Origin of the sequence: Microbulbifer pacificus (assembly GCF_033723955.1) — a bacterium.
Lineage (GTDB): Bacteria > Pseudomonadota > Gammaproteobacteria > Pseudomonadales > Cellvibrionaceae > Microbulbifer > Microbulbifer pacificus.
In genome coordinates, this window is record NZ_CP137555.1 from 3,708,297 (window position 1) to 3,727,801 (window position 19,505).

Below are 19,505 nucleotides of genomic sequence, written 5' to 3' on the forward strand. Positions count from 1 at the left end.
AAGCTGGGGATTACCACGGTATTTCCGGAACATGGCGGGCGATTTGGAGGTGTAACTCCATGGAGTTACGCCGGAAAATTCCGGTGTTGATGGGCGAGGAAAAGGGCGGGCGTTTTTGACCTCGAAGCGCATAAAACCCACGGCATTCTTTAGACACTTTTTCCATAAATGCACCCCTTTGATGTAAAAAGAGAATAATGAAACGGCGCAAATATCGACAATTCAGCGTGGGGAAAACTGGAGTCTCGAAAGGAGAGTTGCGCCAATTTTACTTTTTTCTGCGCCGGGTTCTGTGCCTTCTCACGCTCTGCGCAGGCACCGCATCCTGTGCCAGCAATTTTGCTCCTACCTCGACTCTACAGCAGCCGCCGAGTCACAGAATTCAGCACCACACCGTCAGTAAAGGCGAGACCCTGTACTCCATCGCCTGGAGATATGGTAAAGATTTCAAAGACTTAGCTTCCATCAATGGTATTTCTTCACCCTATCGGATATTCCCCGGGCAGCGCTTACAGCTCTCCGGCAGAGCGCCTGTGAAGGTGACTGCGAAGCCTGTCGCGGTAGCAGAAAAGCCCCGTGCACCGGTCAAAAAAGCTGCTGTAAGCACCAGAAAACCAGTAACGGCAGGTACCCAGAAATCGTTAAATTCGGCCAAATCCACATCTGGCACGAATTGGCAGTGGCCAGTGCGAGGAAGGGTGATAGCCACCTACCAGCCAGGTGACCCCTTGCGAAAGGGAGTTGATATCGCAGGTAAAAAGGGGGAATCTGTTCAGGCAGCGGCGGATGGCACAGTGATTTACGCCGGAAGCGCACTGAGAGGTTACGGTAAGCTTTTGATCATCAAGCACAGTGAGGAGTTCCTCAGTGCTTATGCCCACAACGACAAACTGCTTGTGGGTGAGGGTGCGAAGGTCAAGGCGGGGCAACGGATAGCGGAACTGGGTTCAAGTGGTACCGACCGCGATATGCTCCACTTCGAAATTCGCCGGAATGGTCAGCCGGTAGACCCCATGGCCTACCTCCCGTAATTTACCTGGTGCTAGTGGGCGCAAGTACCTGCCTGTCGTTACGCTGTTGTGCAATAAAAATGGATTTTTATTTATAACCACTTGAGGTAGTCACCGGGAACGGCATTAACTGCCCTGCAGTGACCCTACTCACCAATGAGGGTGAGTTGCCGAGAACGGAGGCTGTCGCATCTGGCAGCGACCGGTTCAGCGATCGCGAGCTGTCGAAGCGGCTGATACAGGCACAGTACAAGGAGTTGGGGAAATGGAAGCACAACGTCGTGATCTTCTGGAATACGATAGCAGAGCCGATCTCTCGATCGACTCGATGGATAATGACGATTCCTATGATGAGTCTCTGGAATTGGATGAAGACGATTCCTTATCCGAAGATGAAGAAGTAGAAACCAGCCGCCCACGGAGAAAGGCGGCCAAGAAAAGCTCCGAAACCATCTCACCTAGATCTATAACGAAAAGTATTTCACCGAAAACCTCCATCCGCCGGATGGATGACCCCCACGCAAACAAAAATCTTGACGCTACCCAGCTTTATCTAAACGAAATCGGTTTTTCACCCCTGCTGACTGCGGAAGAAGAGGTTTACTACGCTCGCAAGGCGTTGCGCGGTGATGTCGCTGCACGCAAGCGCATGATCGAAAGTAACCTGCGCTTGGTGGTAAAAATCGCCCGCCGCTATGTGAGCCGTGGCCTGGCACTGCTGGATCTGATTGAAGAAGGTAATCTTGGGCTGATACGTGCGGTAGAAAAGTTTGACCCGGAACGTGGTTTCCGTTTCTCTACCTACGCTACCTGGTGGATTCGCCAGACCATAGAGCGGGCCATCATGAACCAGACGCGCACCATCCGTCTGCCTATTCATGTGGTCAAGGAACTCAACGTTTATCTTCGCGCTTCCCGCGAACTGGCACAAAAGCTCGATCATGAGCCCTCTGCGGAAGAGATTGCCAACCTGCTGGAAAAACCGGTAGAAGATGTTGAGCGGATGCTCGGCCTAAATGAGCGTATCACTTCAGTAGATACACCCATTGGCCCCTCGTCCGAAAAAACCCTGGTAGATACCATTCCGGATCAGCACGAATCCGATCCTGCAGAGTTGTTACAGGATGCAGACCTGTTTGAAAGTATCAATCGCTGGTTGGGCGAGCTGCCGGACAAGCAGTGTGAAGTGGTTTCCCGCCGCTTTGGTCTGCGCGGTTACGAAGCCAGCACCCTGGAAGAAGTCGGTCGTGAAATCGGCCTTACCCGTGAGCGTGTACGCCAGATTCAGGTGGATGCGCTGAAGCGCCTGCGCGAAGTTATGGAGAGCCAGGGGCTAGACGGTATGTCTCTCTTTGCCAATCTCTGATTTGTTTGCAGGAGTGAACGAAGTACTCCCTCCGCTAAACAATCGCGAACCGAAACCCGCAACTGGTGTTGCGGGTTTTGTATTTCTGGGGGTGCTTCCGCAACCTGCCTTGCCCAACTTGCTGTTTAGATTGGCGTTTTAAAGGCAGCGGCCAAGTGGCCGCCCCGCACAGAATTATTTCTGCTGCCAGCGCCCCAGATTATCCTGGTAGTACTCTCCCTTGCTCAGGCGAGCCTCGAGTTTTTCCGCAGCGCGGGCGGCGACCTGGGCAATGTCGATATTGTTGCGCTGGGCAATGGCCGCGTATTCCTGCTTGCGCTTGCTATTCACTTCTGCCACCAGCTTCTCCAGTTCCGGGGAGCTCTCCTGTACAACAGCGATATAGCCGCTGTTGGCTTCGCCAACCAGACCTTGGGTTTGCGCGTCTTTGAGGGTGATCGCGCTGGCCGGCAGGGCAATCAGCAGGGTCAGGGCCAGCAGGCCATTAAACAGTTTTTTCATGGATGTAAATCCGGACATAGTCTGTTTTCCTTCTCTCAATCGGTATGGGTAATTCTATCGCCCACGGGCGTCAGAAAATCCCTTCCTTGTCTTCAAACAGGTCGTCGAGTTCCCTGTCTACTTTCACGCGGATTTCATGTTCAATCTTGACGTTGAGATTGACGGTAATCGGCTCATTGGGCGCTTGCACCGCTATCGTTGGTGTACAGGCTGCCATCAGGGCGCTCCCGGACAGCAACGCGAGGCACAATGCGGCCTGTTTGAAAATTCCTGACTGCATCACTGAATGCTCCTTCGTTTCTCAGGTTTAAACGTTATTGCGTTTTAGTCCGGTCACAACCGAGTTACCTGAGAGCTGTTGATGATTACTATAGATATTGTCTGATTAACCGTAACTGAACAGGCTTTAGCGTCCGCTCAAAAAGGTGCTGAACCCGTGCATTGACGCGGCTTATTGCACCTGACGCTCCAGTACATCGGTGAGGTCCCGGCTGGCCTGCAGGGAGCGCAGCATGGACGGCACGTTGTTTTCCAGGTTCAGGTTGATAATCAGGTCGCGGTTGGCATCAATGGCCGCGCTGCGCCCGGTTAGTTTCAGGTTCAGGGTCAGATCCCCGCTCAAGGGGTAGCTCATGGTGCCAGAAATGTCGCGGTAGTTGTAATCTTCCAGCGCACCGGCGAGCAGTTTGAGCTGCGGGTTACTGCCGAGCATGCTGGGAGAAAAGGCGCCGTAATAGCGCAGCCTGCCGCCGGGTGGACGGGATTTTACCGTGCCGTTATCGACGGTGATTCCCTGCCGGTCGGTAGTGAGTGGGATGCTCGCGTCCAGCAGGCCGCTGGCAGCAAAATTGGTGGATTCCATTTCCTTCGCCAGAGCGCCGATAGAGAGTCCGGTGAACTGCAGCCGGGAGTGGCGTTCCTCGCCATTGAGGTTCCACATCAGTTTGTCGGCGGTAAGCGCCCCTTCCAGCAATTCGGCGGAGAAGCTTCCCAGTGTCAGGTCTCCATCGGCGGTCAGTGACAGCAAGAAATGCATATTGTTGACGGCCAGGCCTGTGTCTACCGATTTTACTGAAACCGGAACCGGATTCGCCGTTACCCATTTGCCGGCATCCTGCCGCAGGGCGACCTGTGCGTTGACACCTACGGCAAAACTGTCGTTGCGCTGGAGGGCGGTGTCGTTAAACGTGAGCTGCAGTTGATCTTTTTCTGACGATGGCCAGTGCAGGTTGGCCTCTGCCTGTAATTTACCGCCGATGATATCTGCGGGCAGCCCATGCAGGCTGCGCCCGAGGTTGTTTTTGGGGGAGAACTCCGTCTGTGGGAGCTCAAGCTTCAGATTGCCGTGGCTATTCTTCAGATTGTGCCGCCACGAGGCGTTCAGGGTCAGTGGCCCTCCGCTGACCTCGCTGCTGCCGCTGATTTGCTGATTCGCAAACTGCCATTGCCCGCGGGTGGCAATTTCGGCTTTGTATTGCTTAAGCGCGCGAATGTTCAGGCTGTCCGCATGAAACCTCGCAGCCGCCTGGAAATTCTGTGGTTGGTCACTGTGGTGGGTAAGGGTCAGGTCTTCAACAAACACTGCGCCGCGCAGCTGATCTTCACCCATGCTAAGTGGGTCCAGATTCACCGCCAGTTGCGGGCTCTCACAGGAGAGTGCGCCATTTTGCAGCTGGCAGTTGGCCTGCTGGGCAAACAATTCCGGTTTGCCAATGGTGATGTCTCCAGAGATTCCCTCGTCGGCACTAAGATTCAGCTCCCGCAGTGCGATGGACATCCTGTCAGCTTCTGCAAAGGTAACTTGCGCTTCCGCCAGTACCAGGTTGATTTTGCTCAAACTTGTACTGGCATTCGGCAGCATCAGTTCCGGTATTGTTGCTTTTACTTGCAGGGTGCAATTGACGGTAGGCAAACCGCTACAGCGAAATTTTCCGAGCTCGCCATGTAGCTCGGGTGATGGGCCGCTTTTCTGCTGGGAAGGGTGCACTTCCTGTACAGAAAAGGAAAGCTGGGAAAGCTCCAGGTCCACCTTGCCCGGAAGTTGCACGGATGAAACCTTGATTGGTCCGCCATTGAGCTTGATCAGCGGTTTTTGCCAGTTAATTGCCGCTAGCGGGTTGTTTTCTGCTGGCAGATCCAGATGGAATGCTGCTTCGCCATCCAGCCTGATTTCTGCGAGAAATTGACGGATCTCTGGCACTGCGGTTCCGGCCAGAAGCCCATCGAAACCGGGGAGCGCAAATCCGCCGGTGAATGCCGCAGAACCGCGCATGGCCGTCACTGGAAACTGCCCGCGTAAATCTTGCCACTTGTGGGTTTCCCAAAGTCGCGACACTTCGTCCAGTTGTGTTTGCCCGCGGAATTGCACTCCGGGAATACTGTTCTCTGTCGCCAGTACTAGATTGCCGGTCAACAGGGGTGGTACCACCGCGGTATTCGCTGGTGCGGGTTGGCTGCCAATGCGGAGTTCCAACTCGCCCTCAGCGGATCCCACAGACAGGGGCGCGATCGCGTGAATGTACAGGTTAATTGGCTGCGAGGTGGTGATTTCTGCAGTGAGCGGGAGGCCGGCAAATTCTTCCGGCAGCATCACGGTAAGTGCGCCGGTTTCCATATTCGCGGTGATATTGCGCAGGTCTCCTGAGCCGGTAAATCGGTCTGGGATCACTCCGCGAATTTTCAGATCCAGATTTCCGCGCAGCGATCGCACAATATCTACCCAGTCCCCCGGTTTGCTATGCTGGACCCCAATCTGCTGTACCAGTGTCGGCAGTTGTTCAGTGGCTAGAACCAGATGACTGTCAAATTGCCATTCGGCCGGATGATCTTCACTATCCGGGACTATCGCAGGCTTCAATAGTGTATCCAGTTGCGCGACGGACCCTTCTCCGTGCAGCAGGTTCAATGTGGCCTTTGCCAGAGACTTCTCATTTCGGATTCCCAGTTGCAAGCGGCATTTTCCACAGCGATCACTGCGCAGCTCACCGTCGATCCCATGCTGCGGGGACTGCACCGCAGAAAATGAAAACTTGTCATCGATCCTGTTGGGCCAGCGGATGTGTCGGACTTCTAGCTTGTGCAGCGGTAGATTGCGCAGGCTCTGCAGTGTCTTCGCCAGGGCGAGGCCGGGAGCATCATCCGATCGTTTGGCGATGCCATTATCTCCGGGCTGGGCATTTACTTTCGTATCCCCCTGCTCAGATCCAGGACCTGATTTGTCGCCGGCAGCGCTACCCGTGTCGGTGGTTGATTCCGGTGTCGAGAGGAGCGCCAGGTATTCGACGAAGACGTCAGACTCGGGCGGGGACTGTGTGCTGGCACTCAGCAACTTGCGCAGTAGGGCGGGCAGCCGGCTGACGTAGATACCGCTCAGGTCGATTGAGAGTCCGTCGCGGGTTTCCAGGCGCAGGTGCTCAATTTGTGCGCTGATGCCCTGGTCTGTGCGGGCAAGTTCCAGTCCCTGTAATTCCGTCAGGCGCACGCCATCCAGTTGGTGATTGATCAGCGCCGGTACCCAAGCATGCCGCGACACCCAGCCGCAAACGGCGACTAGCAAGAGTAGTGCCATAGAGCCTGTAATGATCTTCAGGGCGCGGGGGGCAAATCGCACGAAAACCTCGGTTGACCGACTTGAGAATCCACTTCTAAATGTAGAGACTAACTCGTGAGAATAACGACAGGGGCAAAAATTGTGAATTTTGGAATGACAGTTTTACGCGGTAAGGCCAGACAGGTCCGGGGAGTACTGGCGATGACCGCGGTATCATTGCTGGGCACACTGTCGCTGGTGAATGGCGTTCATGCCTATGACCGCATCAATGGTGAAGGGTTCGCCAGCCGTTCGCCGGTACTGGCCACTCAGGGCATGGCCGCTACCAGCCAGCCACTGGCGACCCAGGTGGCGCTGGATATCCTGAAGAAAGGTGGCAGCGCCGTAGACGCCGCCATTGCGGCGAATGCGGTCCAGGGGCTGATGGAGCCGACGGGTAACGGCATTGGTGGTGATCTGTTCGCCATCGTCTGGAGCGCGAAGGACAAAAAGCTGCACGGTTTGAATGCCAGTGGGCGCTCGCCGAAATCGCTGCCATTCCGTTATTTTTCCGACAATAATCTCGACAAGATCCCAGCCCATGGTCCGTTGCCGGTGTCCGTGCCCGGCGCGGTGGACGGCTGGTTTGAGCTGCACCAAAAATTTGGTCGGTTGCCGATGAAAGAGCTGCTGGCACCGGCGATCCAGTATGCCAACGATGGCTTTCCGGTGACGCAGCTGGTGGCCTATTACTGGAATCGCTCGGTACCGGTGCTGGAGAAGTACCCGGGTTTCCGTGAAACCTACATGCCCGGTGGTCGCGCGCCACAGGAGGGGGATATTTTCCGCAATCCGCGACTGGCGAAAACCCTGCAGAAAATTGCGGATGGTGGTCGCGATGCCTTCTATAAAGGAGATATCGCTCGGGAGATAGACCGCTATATGAAGGCCAACGGCGGCTTTCTTTCTTTTGAGGATCTCGCCAGCCACAAATCCGACTGGGTGGAGCCGGTGTCCACCAACTACCGCGGCTACGATGTGTGGGAGCTGCCGCCCAATGGCCAGGGTATTGCGGCACTGCAGATCCTCAATATTCTCGAGGGCTACGACCTGGCGAAGCTGGGGCGCCTGAGCCCCGAGTATGTTCACCTGTTTACCGAGGCGAAAAAGCTTGCGTTTGAGGACCGCGCCAAATATTACGCGGACCCGGCGTTTAACGACTTGCCGGTAAAAGAGCTTATTTCGAAACCCTATGCGGAAAAACGCCGCAAGCTGATCAATCTGGACAAGGCTGCCAAGCGTTACGATGCTGGCACCGTAGCCCTGCGCCATGGGGATACCATCTATCTCACCACCGCGGACAAGGACGGCAATATGGTGTCGCTGATCCAGAGCAACTACCGCGGCATGGGTTCCGGTATGACACCCGGTGAACTGGGCTTTATCCTCCAGGATCGCGGGGAAATGTTCAGCCTGAAAGAGGGGCATTTCAACCAGTACCAGCCGGGCAAGCGCCCGTTCCACACCATCATTCCCGCCTTTGTAACCAAGGATGGCAAGCCCTGGCTCAGCTTCGGGGTCATGGGAGGTGCCACGCAACCGCAGATGCACGCACAGGTGATCATCAACATGGTGGACTTCGGCCTGAACGTTCAGGAAGCGGGCGACGCGGCGCGCATCCTGCACACCGGTTCCAGCCAGCCCACCGATGAACTGATGGAAGATGGTGGCTACCTCAGCCTCGAAGACGGCTTCCCGATGGAAACCCGGCGCGAGCTGGTACAGATGGGACATCAGGTGCGCTTTGAAAGCGGCCCCTATGGTGGCTATCAGGCCATCCTGAAGGACAAAAATGGTGTGTATCACGGTGCGTCCGAAAGCCGCAAGGACGGACAGGCAGCCGGCTATTGATCAAAGCGCCGACCAATTTCTGAAAGAGACAGCAGTGAATGAAAGACTCCCAAGCGCGTACGATTTACCTCAAGGATTACCAGGCACCGGATTATCTGGTGGATCACACGGATCTCAGTTTTGAGCTCGACCCGCATGCCACGCTGGTGAAATCCAAGCTGAAAATCCGGCGCAATCCGGCGGTGGCCCAGGCGAACGAAACTCTGCCGCCGCTGTGGCTCGATGGCGCGGATCTGGAGCTGCTGTCTGTTTCAATAAATGGCGAGCTTCTTCCGGCCCATCGCTACCAGCAACGGGCCGGCGGACTTTCTCTCAGCACAGACGCGCCCGAGTTCGAGCTGGAGGTGCACACTCGCATCGCCCCCGAGGCAAATACGTCTCTCGAGGGGCTGTATCTCTCCAACGGAATGTACTGCACCCAGTGCGAGGCGGAGGGATTCCGCAAAATCACCTTCTATCCGGATCGTCCGGACGTGATGTCGGTTTTCACCACCACTATTGTCGCGCCCGCTTCCTATCCTGTGCTGCTGTCCAATGGCAACAAAGTCGACAGCGGCACCACCGAGGACGGGCGTCTTAGGGTGACCTGGGAAGATCCGTTCGCCAAACCCTCCTACCTGTTTGCGCTGGTGGCGGGTGATCTGCAACATGTGGAAGACAGTTTCACCACCTGTAGTGGTCGCGAAGTGAAACTGCAGCTCTTTACCGAAGCGCGCAATATTGGCAAGTGTGCCCATGCCATGACATCCCTCAAGCACTCCATGCGTTGGGATGAAGAAGTGTACGGCCGGGAATACGATCTGGACATATTCATGATCGTGGCGGTGGATCACTTCAATATGGGGGCAATGGAGAACAAAGGGTTGAATATATTCAATTCCGCCTGCGTCCTCGCCAGCCCGGAAACCGCCACCGACGCGGCGTTTCAGCGCATTGAATCCATTGTTGCGCACGAGTATTTCCACAACTGGTCCGGCAACCGTGTGACCTGTCGTGACTGGTTCCAATTGAGCCTGAAAGAGGGATTTACGGTGTTCCGCGATGCGGAGTTTTCCGCGGATATGAACTCGCGGGCGGTAAAGCGCATAGAAGATGTGACCCTGCTGCGCACCTCCCAGTTTGCCGAGGATGCGGGTCCCATGTCACACCCGGTGCGGCCCGATTCCTATATGGAAATTTCCAATTTCTACACCCTCACCGTGTACGAAAAAGGCGCGGAAGTGGTGCGGATGATCCACACCATCCTCGGGCCAGAGGCTTTCCGTCGCGGCAGCGATCTGTATTTTGAGCGCCACGATGGCTGTGCGGTGACCTGCGAAGATTTCGTGGCAGCGATGGAGGACGCCAATGGTGCGGACCTGAAGCAGTTCCGCCGCTGGTACAGTCAGGCGGGCACCCCGGTACTCGATGTGGAGGACACCTACAACGAGGCACTCGGTGAATATTCCCTCACCATTCGACAGCAAACCCCGGAGACCCCGGGGCAGAAAGGCAAGCTGCCACTGCATATCCCAATAACGGTGGGCCTGCTGGCAGAAGATGGCAGCCCGCTGCGGCTTGATGATGCCGCCGGGCAGATGGAAGTCGTGCTGCATCTCACCGAGGCGAGCCAGAACTTTACCTTCGCCGGTATTGCATCCCGTCCATTACCGTCGTTGCTGCGCGGATTTTCCGCACCGGTAAAGCTGCGCTATGACTATTCCAGTGCACAACTGCAGTTCCTGATGCAGCACGATACCGATCCGTTCAATCGCTGGGATGCCTGTCAGCGACTGTCCATAAATAGCCTGCAGACGTTGCAGCAGCAGTACCGGTCCGGTGAGGCATTGCAACAGCCAGCGGCGTTGATCGAAGGTTACGCGGCAGTACTCGACGACGCGGCCCTGGACCCGGCACTGGTGGCAAAAATGCTGGCCCTTCCCAGTGCACAGGAAATCGCGGAGCAGGGGGGAGAAATCGACGCTGCCGCGATCATCGCCGCGCGCACTTTTGCCCGCGACGCCATTGCGACGGCGTTGGCGGAGCGATTCCTCACTCGCTATCACGCACTGGAACAACACAAGCCCTATAGTCCCACGGCAGAGGATATTGCCGAACGCAGCCTGAAAAACACCTGCCTCTTCTATCTGTGTGCGGCGGGCAGTGCCGACGCACTGGCACTGGCAAAGGGGCAGTTCGAGCGCGGAGAAAACATGACGGACACCGCCGCGGCACTGGCTGCGCTGGTGGAGTTCGGTACGGAAACGCAGGCAGAGGGCTTCCTGCAGGCGTTCTATCAGCAGTGGCAGCAGGACACCCAGGTGGTCGAAACCTGGTTCGGCCTGCAGAGTGGCAGCGCCAAGTTCGGTACTCTGGAGAGGGTACAGAAGTTGATTGCACATCCGGCGTTTGAGGTGAAAAACCCCAACAAGGTACGCGCGGTGATCGCTGGTTTCGCCATGCGCAACTTCACCCAGTTCCACCGGGCGGATGGCAGTGGCTACACGTTCCTCGCGGATCAGGTCATTGCGCTGGACAAGCTCAACCCGCAGATTGCCGCGCGTCTGGTAACACCGCTGACGCGCTGGAAAAAATATCGAGCACAGGAATCCGCGCAGATTCATGCAGCACTGCAAAAAATCTCTGTCAGTGGCGAGCTGTCGCGGGATTTGTATGAGGTGGTCAGCAAAAGCCTCGAGCAGGATTGAGTGTGACCGGTCAGCGGGGTGATGAATAATCACACTCAGTAACGCAGAGCGGGGCCTTCGGGCCCCGCTCTGCGTTACTGGATCAGATTGCCGCTATTTGTTTCCCGCCCCAGCTGCACAAGATGCAATTTTCCACCTTCTATCGCCAGGCGGGTCTGCGACGTATAGTCCGGGTAAAATTGCGCTACCTGCAGATCATTACGGATTGCCGCCACCACCGAATTGATCACCATAAAGTGGCAGAAAACCAGAGTGGTGTGGAACCTTCGCTCATCCGTGGTTGAAGTTAGCCGCAACAGATAATCGGTGATGCCCTCGCGCCAATGTCCCTGCTCCGGTGTGAGAGTATCCCAGCGGCTATGCAGCAGCCCCCGAATCCATTGGCCGCGCTCTGCCAGCGGCATGCCCAGGGGGGAGGGAATCTCAATCACGTTGTATTCTTCGTCCACCTGCATCTGCCAGCGCCCGGCCACGGGTATCGCCGTTTGCAGTGCGCGTGTTTTCGGGCTGCTGACCAGTCGTACGCCTTCGCCCCGGGGAAACTGTCGGTCCAGATCGTCGGCCAGGTTTTCCGCTTGGCGCTGGCCGAGTAGTGTGAGGCCGGGATCGGCGTCGGTGGCTGACTTGGCGGCTTCGCCGTGGCGAATCAACAATATCTGGTGCAAATCATCTGCCTCTCATCCGGGGGTGTCGTCGGGCTGTCGGCCGCAAATCGAGTTGCACATTCTAACTGCATTTGAAAGCCAAAGGCCCCGGCGAGTGCATCGACGATTTGATCGATGATCGATGATCAGGAGCTATAGTCAGGAGCTATAGAAAGCCGCGTAGATTCCTGTCATCCAGAATTTCCCATACCCGCTGCAGCACTTGGGTATCCATCGGGTCACTGTCACGATTACCGAAGCAGCGGCTGTGGCCCTGGTCAAAGCCCGGCCAGCCGCCACCGGGATCGCCGCTTTCGGCAAAATTCAGCCAGGCATTGCGCATGGATTCGCTGAGGAAGTGCGGCTCCTGCTCCCCGCCGTAGAGGTGCTGGAGCGAAGGATCGCCGTGGGTGCCGAATACATACCCGAGTTCTGAAGCGTGGCAGGCACCGAGCATGGGTTGGGCGCTCAGCGGTTGCGAAAAATGATAGTGAAAGCGCTTGCCACTGTGGGCCTGCAGCAGACGAAGGCCGGGCACGGTAAATGTCATATCGGTGAGCATCAGGTTCCAGACGCGACTCCACAGTGGCCAGGGGTTTTCCGCCTGGGATTCCGCCTGCCGCCGATAGTGATCCAGCAGCGGTTGAATCCACTTGTCCGGCAACAGCCGGCGCAGATGGTTGCGAATCTGTTGGTCATCCAGTGTCAGGGTTTCCGGTCGCGCCGCGCTGAACAGATTCCATTCATCCCGGTTGCTGCCGACCATAATGGCGATGCTGGAACCGGCACCATTGCGTATGGCTTCTATGGGGGGACGGGTAATCAGCTCATTGTCCAGCACGGGTTTGAACGGAAGGTGTCCCCACTGGTGATTTGTTTCCGGGTCATTCAGCAGTATTTCCTGAGCCTTGAGTAGTTCCCGGGTTGTGGGGGGGTGACTGAGGGGCACATTTCCACGCAGGGCCGACAAAATCTCGCAGAATTTGTCCGCCATCGCGGTGGCGTTTTCCGGGTGACTGTAAACACCGGGATTGCCACTTTGTACGATCGCCTTGTGAAAGAGCCTGCCCCCAAGGGATTCGCTGTTCCCATCCTGTGCGGCAAACAGACTGGCGATACTCATGGCGCCAGCGGATTCCCCGAAAAGAGTAATGTTGTCGGGATCACCGCCAAATGCGGCAATATTTTTCTGCACCCAGCGCAACGCCGCAATCTGGTCGAGAATGCCTTCGTTGCCGGTCGCGGGTATGTCGCTGATATCTTTGAGGCGCAAAAATCCCAGCGCGCCCAATCGGTAATTAATGGTCACCACGATTGCACGGCCGCTGCCGGCGAGATACTGGCCGTCGTACAGGGGCTGGCAGCCCGACCCCAGGTAAAAGGAGCCGCCGTGAATCCACACCATGACCGGCAATCGAGGATATTCCGGATAAAGGGGGGCATGGATATTCAGGTAAAGGCAGTCTTCATTGTCTGGCTCCTCGCTATTCGGGCCCCGGATCTCAAACAGGAAGTTGGGGTTTTGCGGGGCGGGCATGGCGAAGCGGGTGGCATCCCTTACACCGTTCCACGGTGAGGGTGGACGGGGAGGACACCAGCGCAATGCGCCGACGGGGGGCTCTGCATAGGGAATGCCGAGAAACTGCCGTACCTCCGCTGTTCTACCGCCCAACGCACTGGCGTTAACCGTTGTTATTCTGCCTTTTAGCATTCCGCAGTCTGTTTCGATGAGCAGCGCATTTTCACGGACGTTGCTATCGGAATTATCTCGCTTCCTGGTATCGGGCATGGCGCAGAGCTTCCTTCTTCACGGGATTCTCAAGGGGGGTATTGGTGAGACAATCGCGCATTGGATTCACCAATCAGTATAGAAGCTGTCATATCGGTGGAGGTTGAGTACTTCTATGACCAATTTATTACCATGCGAAAAAATGCGAAAAACCCGTTAAATAGCGGTTGCGTGGAATGTTGAGTCGGATATGATTGAAACCTTGTTGTCAATCATCCAATGAATTGATGTTGGCCGGGTAGCTAGAGAATATTCGGAAACAACATCGGAAACTATTCGGCATCACCGAGTACAGATTCAAATGAACCTCCAGTTAAAGCGTACTAATTTTTCAGGCCACCGATGGCAGCAGGTAATGCTGGCATCGGCTACCTGTGTGCGCTTCTGCGTACCTCACTCCTCCAAACGCGTCTCAACCAAGGCGGATTCTGCTTTGTCTGAAGTGATTGGCGTGATTGCTGTATCGGCGCAAAACCTCGCTGAAAACCTATGTAAGTGCCTGGTCGTTTCCATGCATTGCTCCGCCGTGGCCATTCGAGTGCGCAGCATGATTACCTGACAGATTACCAAAATGTGTGTTCTGGAGGGTTTCACCAAGACCCCCCAGGAAAAGCCCGGATGGTCTTGGCCTCCGGGTTTTTTTTTGCCGTCAAATTGGGAGAAATCGGCATGGACAGGCAGTGGTGGCAATCGCTTTACAACTTACCGCCTTTGATATGGATTGTTCTGGTGGGCAGTTTTTTTGGACGCGGCACCTACTTTATGGTGTGGCCGTTCCTGGCTATTCTGCTGCACGAAAAATTCGCCCTGGGTCCGGCAAATATCGGTCTCATACTCAGTGTGTCTGCGATGGTCGCAACCCTGCTCGGGTTCTATGCAGGTACCCTGTCTGATCGCTACGGTCGGCGTAACCTCCTGATTTTGGGTACGGCGATCAATACCTGCGCGTTTGCTCTGCTGGCGTTGGCGGATTCGCTGTCGGCGTTTATTGTCTCCATTACGCTTTGCTCAATCGGTCGTGCGATCTGGGAGGCGCCGGCCAGTGCATTGTTTGGTGATCTGATTCCGGAACAGAGAAGCCGCGAACTTGCGCTGCAGTTCCGTTATTTCCTGATCAATGTGGGGGCGGCACTTGGGCCAATTGTCGGTGTCTGGGCGGGCCTCAGCGCCCAGCAGTCCACTTTCAGCCTCACCGCAGCGAGTTACCTGTTTCTGTGTCTCGGGTTTGTGTGGGCATTCCGATATACAAAATCCGGGCTGGCGGCGAAGGTAAAAAGAAATCCTGCGACAAGTTTTCGGGCAACCTTGCGGGTTTTACACCGGGATAGGGCTTTTCTGATCGTAGTGCTTGCCAATATCCTCACGCTGTTCATCTACGCGCATATGGATTCCAGTCTGGTGCAGTATCTTACTCAGAGCAGTGCACCGGGGCTGATACAGCTGATTTCCAGCATGATCCTGGTCAATGCCACCACGATTATTCTGTTGCAGTTTCCATTGCTGAAATTGATGGGTGGGTTGAGTGTCAACCATCGGATCATTATTGGGATTTTTGTTCTCGCAGCGGGACAGGTGTGGTTCGCGATCAATCCGGTTCACTGGTTCTATGGCTGGCTGGGAGCCGCCTTTGTAGTGAGTGTTGCAGAGACAATCTTGTTCCCGACGATGAGCATCCAGGTAGATCGAATGGCTCCCGATCATTTGCGGGGGAGTTATTTTGGCGCTACTTCGTTTTATACCTTCGGGTGGTCAAGTGCACCGCTGGTGGGGGGCTTTGTGATTGAGTGGCTGGGGGGATCCGCGCTGTACTGGGGAACGTTCCTGCTGTGCGGTGTGGTGTTGTATCTGTATCGGTTCAGTAGCCAATTCGAGCGTGTGTCTGGACCGGCGGCAGTGCCAGCCAACGCAGGAGAGGAAGCGGCGAACACATAGCTGTAGTCGTCTAAAAAATGCTGGCGGATTTGTTCCGGGTTGATTGCCGCCTTGATCGAAACCTCTAGAGAGCAGGATGCCCTGTGGGCATCCTGATCATCCAGTTAGTTACGTTACAGGCCAGCCGCGAGGCGGGAGCCCTGATCGATAGCGCGCTTGGCATCCAGCTCTGCGGCCTCGAAGGCGCCCCCGATCAGGTGGCTGGATTGACCCTTCGCCTGCAGGGCATCGTGCAGTGCACGCAGCGGCTCCTGGCCGGCGCAAATGATCACGTTGTCGACATTGAGAACCTTCTGCTCGTCACCCACGCGGATGTGCAGGCCCTGGTCGTCGATCTTTTCGTAGCTGACCCCCGCCAGACTCTGCACCTTGCGGTGCTGGAGGCTGGTGCGGTGAATCCAGCCGGTGGTCTTACCGAGGCCGGCGCCAACTTTGGAGGCCTTGCGCTGCAGCAGGAAGATCTGCCGCGGGCTGGTTACCGGCAATTGGGGTTTGAGACCGGCGCGGTGTTCCAGCTCGATATCCACGCCCCACTCGTCGAAGAATTCCTGCTTGCTGCTGGCGATCAGTTCGCTGGCATGCTCCTCACTGTGGGTGAGGTATTCCGCTACGTCAAAGCCGATACCGCCGGCGCCAATAATGGCTACGGATTTGCCCACCGGCTTTTTGTGTTTCAGCACATCCAGATAGGTCAGTACCTTGGCATGGTCGATACCCTCGATGGGCGGGGTGCGCGGGGAAATACCGGTGGCGATAATCACCTCGTCAAAGCCCTCAAGGTTTTCCTCGGTGGCGATGGTGTTGAGGCGAACTTCCACGCCGGTGATTTCCAGGCGACGCTTGAAGTAGCGCAGGGTTTCTTCAAATTCGGCCTTACCCGGAATTTGTTTGGCGATATTGAACTGGCCGCCGACCTTGTCGCCCGCTTCGAACAGGGTGACCTGGTGACCGCGCTCGGCCGCTACGGTGGAGGCGGCGAGGCCTGCAGGGCCTGCACCTACCACGGCGATCTTCTTCGCCGCTGCCACCGGCAGGTAGTTGAGTTCGGTTTCATGACAGGCGCGGGGGTTCACCAGGCACGAGGTGAGTTTCAGCTCGAAGGTGTGGTCGAGGCAGGCCTGGTTACAACCGATGCAGGTGTTGATTTCGTCCGCGCGGTTTTCTTCCGCCTTGTTGACGAACTCGGCATCCGCGAGGAACGGGCGCGCCATGGAAATCATGTCTGCCTGGCCGGCGGCCAGTACGTCCTCGCCCACCTGCGGCATATTGATGCGGTTGCTGGTGATGACCGGCACGCTCAGGTGTTGCTTCACTTTGGCAGTGATGTCGCTGAATGCGGCGCGCGGCACGCTGGTGGCAATGGTGGGTACCCGCGCCTCGTGCCAGCCGATACCGGTATTGATGATGGTGGCGCCGGCCTTTTCGATCGCCTGGCCCAGTGTAATCACTTCGTCAAAGTCGCTGCCGCCTTCCACCAGGTCCAGCATGGACAGGCGGTAGATGATGATGAAGTTCTCGCCCACCGCCTTGCGGATACGGCTGACGATTTCGATCGGCAGACGAGTGCGGTTTTCGAAGCTGCCGCCCCAGCGGTCATCGCGGTGGTTGGTACGCGCGGCGATAAACTGGTTGATGAAGTAGCCCTCGGAACCCATCACCTCGACACCGTCGTAACCGGCCTCACGGGCCAGGGTGGCACAGCGCACATAGTCTTCGATCTGCTGCTCCACTTCCGCATCGCTGAGTTCTCGCGGGGTGAACGGGTTGATCGGCGCCTGGATGGCAGAGGGGGCTACCAGATTGGGGTTATAGGCATAGCGGCCGGCGTGCAGGATCTGCATGCAGATCTTGCCGCCTTCCTGGTGTACCGCATCGGTAATAGCACGGTGCTCCGCGGCTTCTTCCGCCGTGGTCATCTTTGACGATCCCTGGAAAACCCCGCCTTCCTCGTTGGGTGCGATACCGCCGGTGACGATCAGGCCCACGCCACCCCGGGCGCGCTCCCCGTAAAAGGCCGCCAGCCGCGCAAAGCCACCGGGATGCTCTTCCAGGTTGGTATGCATGGAGCCCATCAGTACGCGGTTCTTCAGGGTGGTGAAGCCGAGGTCAAGCGGGGCGAGCAGGTGTGGGTAAGGCTGCTGTGACATGGTGGTCATTCTCATATTGTATGGCTCCCGTGCTGGTTCACCGGGTGCCGGTTGGGTTTCGCCTGTCAAGGTTAGCTATGCAAAAAGTTGCATAGTGTGGACCAAGGATACCAAGCCCGGGAAACGGGTGACACTGACCATTCCGACCGATTCTTCTGTCCTTCCCATCTCCTGATCCGGGCAAACGTCAGCTGCCGAACATTTCTATCACCTGTTCCCGCAGCCAGCGGTTGGCGCCTTCGTCATCCTGGCTGCGGTGCCACAGCAGGTGCCAATCCATCTGCGGTATCTGGAACGGCAGCTCGAAGCACTTCGCCGGGTACTGCCGGGCCAGGCTGACCGGTACCGTGAGTGCCAGGTCGGTCTTCAATACCACCAGCGGTGCCACCCGGTAGTGCTGCACCCGCAGTTTCACCTTGCGCCGCCGCCCGAGCTTGTTCAGTGCAATATCCGCGATCCCCGGGCCACTGCGGCGGCTGGAAACGTGGATATGCTCCAGCCCCAGATACTGCTCCAGGGTAAGGCTGGAGGCGCCTGCCAGCGGGTGATCCGGGCGCACCATGCACTGGTATCTGTCTGCTACAAGACGCTGCTGGTTGAGCTGGGTGGCGGAGACCATGGGAATATCCAGGGCAAAGTCCAGGCTGTTGGCCGCCAGCTCCTTCACCAACTGGTCCCGCGGCACATAGTAAGACTCCACGCTGACCCCCGGGGCCACCGCGTGCAGATGCTCCAGCAATTGCGGCAACACCAGTGTCTCCGCCATATCGTTCATGGAAACCCGCAAGGTTTTGTGCGCGCTGGCGGGTTCAAAGCGGTGGTGTCCGGTCACGCTACTGCCCAATAGGGCCAGCGCCTGTTGCACCTTGGGCATGATGCTCTCTGTCAGTGGTGTGGGACTCATTCCACTGGGGGTGCGGGTGAACAGTTGGTCGTCCAGTGCGCGGCGCAGGCGCGCCAGGGCATTGCTCACGGCGGGTTGGGTGATATGCAGGCGCTCCGCCGCGCGCGTCAGATTGCGGGTGTTGTAGATGGCATCGAGCACCGGGAAGAGGTTCATATCAATCTGCTGTAACTGCATGGTCACTTTTTCCTCTCGCCGGAATCGGCCGCAATGGTATCACTATGGTGAATGATTGAATATTTACATAATAAACTTTGATGATTCATAAGGAATCGATAGCTTTATCCCTCACAGGACTGAAAGAGTGAATAACCCGAGACGTAATTCGCAACGATCACCCCTTCATTTACATTGCCAACCACGGGAGAACGGCAGTGCCGGAAATATTTGTAGTGCGCCATGGCCAGGCGTCATTTGGCAGCGATAACTACGACCAGTTATCGGAACTCGGCTGGCAGCAGGCGCGCTGGCTCGGGGAGCATTGGGCAGAGGACGGATTGCAGTTCGATCACATAGTCAGTGGTGATCTGCAGCGGCACCGCGAAACCGCGCAAGGTATCTGTGAGGGGCTGGGGCTTGCGAGCCACAGTGTGGAGGAATTACCGCAGCTCAATGAATTTGATTTTAAACAGGTGATGAGTGCCTACCGCGAAAAAAATCCGCAGGCGGCGCCGAGTGCAAATGCGGAGCGTGCGGATTACTACCGCTTTCTGAAAAAGGCCATGCACGCATGGTCGGCCGGCGAAATAAGTGCGGCGGAATCCTGGCAGCAGTTCGAGCAGCGTATCGAGGAAATAGTGGGGGTGCTCGCCGCCGGCGCGCGCGGTGGCAAAACCCTGGTGGTGAGTTCCGGCGGCGCCATCGCCATGATGGTGCGGCAGGTATTGGGTGCGCCCTCAAGCAGCGTGACCCAGTTGAACATGCAGATAAAAAATACCGCGGTCAGTCATTTTTTTGCCGGCCGCAGCGGTGTGAGCCTGCACAGTTTCAACCACCTGCCGCATCTCGATAACCGCGAACGTCGACAGTTCATCACCTACAGCTAATCAAATCAGTACCAGATACCAGCGCCAGAAAAGAGCAAG

At 56.7% G+C, this 19,505-nt stretch carries 13 protein-coding genes; 6 read left to right on the plus strand and 7 right to left on the minus strand.

The genetic code is table 11. The annotated features are described in order from the left end of the window. Positions 1-197: 197 nt before the first annotated feature. A complete protein-coding gene (locus R5R33_RS15770) occupies positions 198-1,031 on the plus strand; it encodes a peptidoglycan DD-metalloendopeptidase family protein (protein ID WP_318953657.1) in 834 nt (277 codons plus the stop codon). Between the two features lie 244 nt (positions 1,032-1,275). Further along, a complete protein-coding gene (rpoS, locus tag R5R33_RS15775; protein WP_318953658.1) occupies positions 1,276-2,376 on the plus strand; it encodes an RNA polymerase sigma factor RpoS in 1,101 nt (366 codons plus the stop codon). 174 nt (positions 2,377-2,550) lie between these two features. Here rpoS and R5R33_RS15780 read toward each other — a convergent pair whose 3' ends face one another. The 3 genes from R5R33_RS15780 to R5R33_RS15790 all read right to left on the minus strand — a co-directional run bounded on the left by R5R33_RS15780 (position 2,551) and on the right by R5R33_RS15790 (position 6,445). Further along, positions 2,551-2,877 (minus strand): YdbL family protein, encoded by a 327-nt coding sequence (locus R5R33_RS15780; protein ID WP_318953659.1) that lies wholly within the window; start codon positions 2,875-2,877, stop codon positions 2,551-2,553. 70 nt (positions 2,878-2,947) lie between these two features. Then, complete coding sequence (locus R5R33_RS15785; protein WP_318953660.1) at positions 2,948-3,157, minus strand: YnbE family lipoprotein; 210 nt, start codon at positions 3,155-3,157, stop codon at positions 2,948-2,950. A 171-nt stretch (positions 3,158-3,328) separates the two neighbouring features. After that, positions 3,329-6,445 (minus strand): intermembrane phospholipid transport protein YdbH family protein, encoded by a 3,117-nt coding sequence (locus tag R5R33_RS15790; RefSeq protein ID WP_318953661.1) that lies wholly within the window; start codon positions 6,443-6,445, stop codon positions 3,329-3,331. A 183-nt stretch (positions 6,446-6,628) separates the two neighbouring features. On the opposite strand from R5R33_RS15790, the gene ggt reads away from it, so the two are divergent. Beyond that, positions 6,629-8,317 carry a gamma-glutamyltransferase gene (gene ggt / locus R5R33_RS15795; protein WP_318953662.1) on the plus strand — a complete coding sequence of 563 codons (1,689 nt, stop codon included), beginning with the start codon at positions 6,629-6,631 and terminating at the stop codon, positions 8,315-8,317. Positions 8,318-8,355: 38 nt separating this feature from the next. Further along, positions 8,356-11,004, plus strand: a complete 2,649-nt coding sequence (gene pepN / locus R5R33_RS15800; protein ID WP_318953663.1) for an aminopeptidase N — start codon at positions 8,356-8,358, stop codon at positions 11,002-11,004. Between the two features lie 74 nt (positions 11,005-11,078). Here pepN and R5R33_RS15805 read toward each other — a convergent pair whose 3' ends face one another. Beyond that, a complete protein-coding gene (locus tag R5R33_RS15805; RefSeq protein ID WP_318953664.1) occupies positions 11,079-11,669 on the minus strand; it encodes a histidine phosphatase family protein in 591 nt (196 codons plus the stop codon). A 145-nt stretch (positions 11,670-11,814) separates the two neighbouring features. After that, entirely contained in the window at positions 11,815-13,437 is a 1,623-nt protein-coding gene (locus R5R33_RS15810) for a carboxylesterase/lipase family protein (RefSeq protein ID WP_318953665.1), read from the minus strand. A 618-nt stretch (positions 13,438-14,055) separates the two neighbouring features. Between R5R33_RS15810 and R5R33_RS15815 the strand changes: the two genes are divergently transcribed. After that, entirely contained in the window at positions 14,056-15,369 is a 1,314-nt protein-coding gene (locus R5R33_RS15815; protein ID WP_318953666.1) for an MDR family MFS transporter, read from the plus strand. A gap of 113 nt (positions 15,370-15,482) precedes the next feature. Here the strand turns inward: R5R33_RS15815 and R5R33_RS15820 are convergent, their stop codons facing one another. Both R5R33_RS15820 and R5R33_RS15825 read right to left on the minus strand, forming a co-directional pair. Beyond that, the gene (locus R5R33_RS15820; protein ID WP_404810374.1) at positions 15,483-17,531 is read right to left on the minus strand and encodes an oxidoreductase; all 2,049 of its coding nucleotides are present in this window, start codon (positions 17,529-17,531) and stop codon (positions 15,483-15,485) included. A gap of 172 nt (positions 17,532-17,703) precedes the next feature. Continuing rightward, a complete protein-coding gene (locus R5R33_RS15825) occupies positions 17,704-18,597 on the minus strand; it encodes a LysR family transcriptional regulator (protein WP_318953667.1) in 894 nt (297 codons plus the stop codon). Positions 18,598-18,794: 197 nt separating this feature from the next. On the opposite strand from R5R33_RS15825, the gene R5R33_RS15830 reads away from it, so the two are divergent. Then, the gene (locus tag R5R33_RS15830) at positions 18,795-19,466 is read left to right on the plus strand and encodes a histidine phosphatase family protein (protein WP_318953668.1); all 672 of its coding nucleotides are present in this window, start codon (positions 18,795-18,797) and stop codon (positions 19,464-19,466) included. The last annotated feature ends 39 nt before the right edge of the window (positions 19,467-19,505 follow it).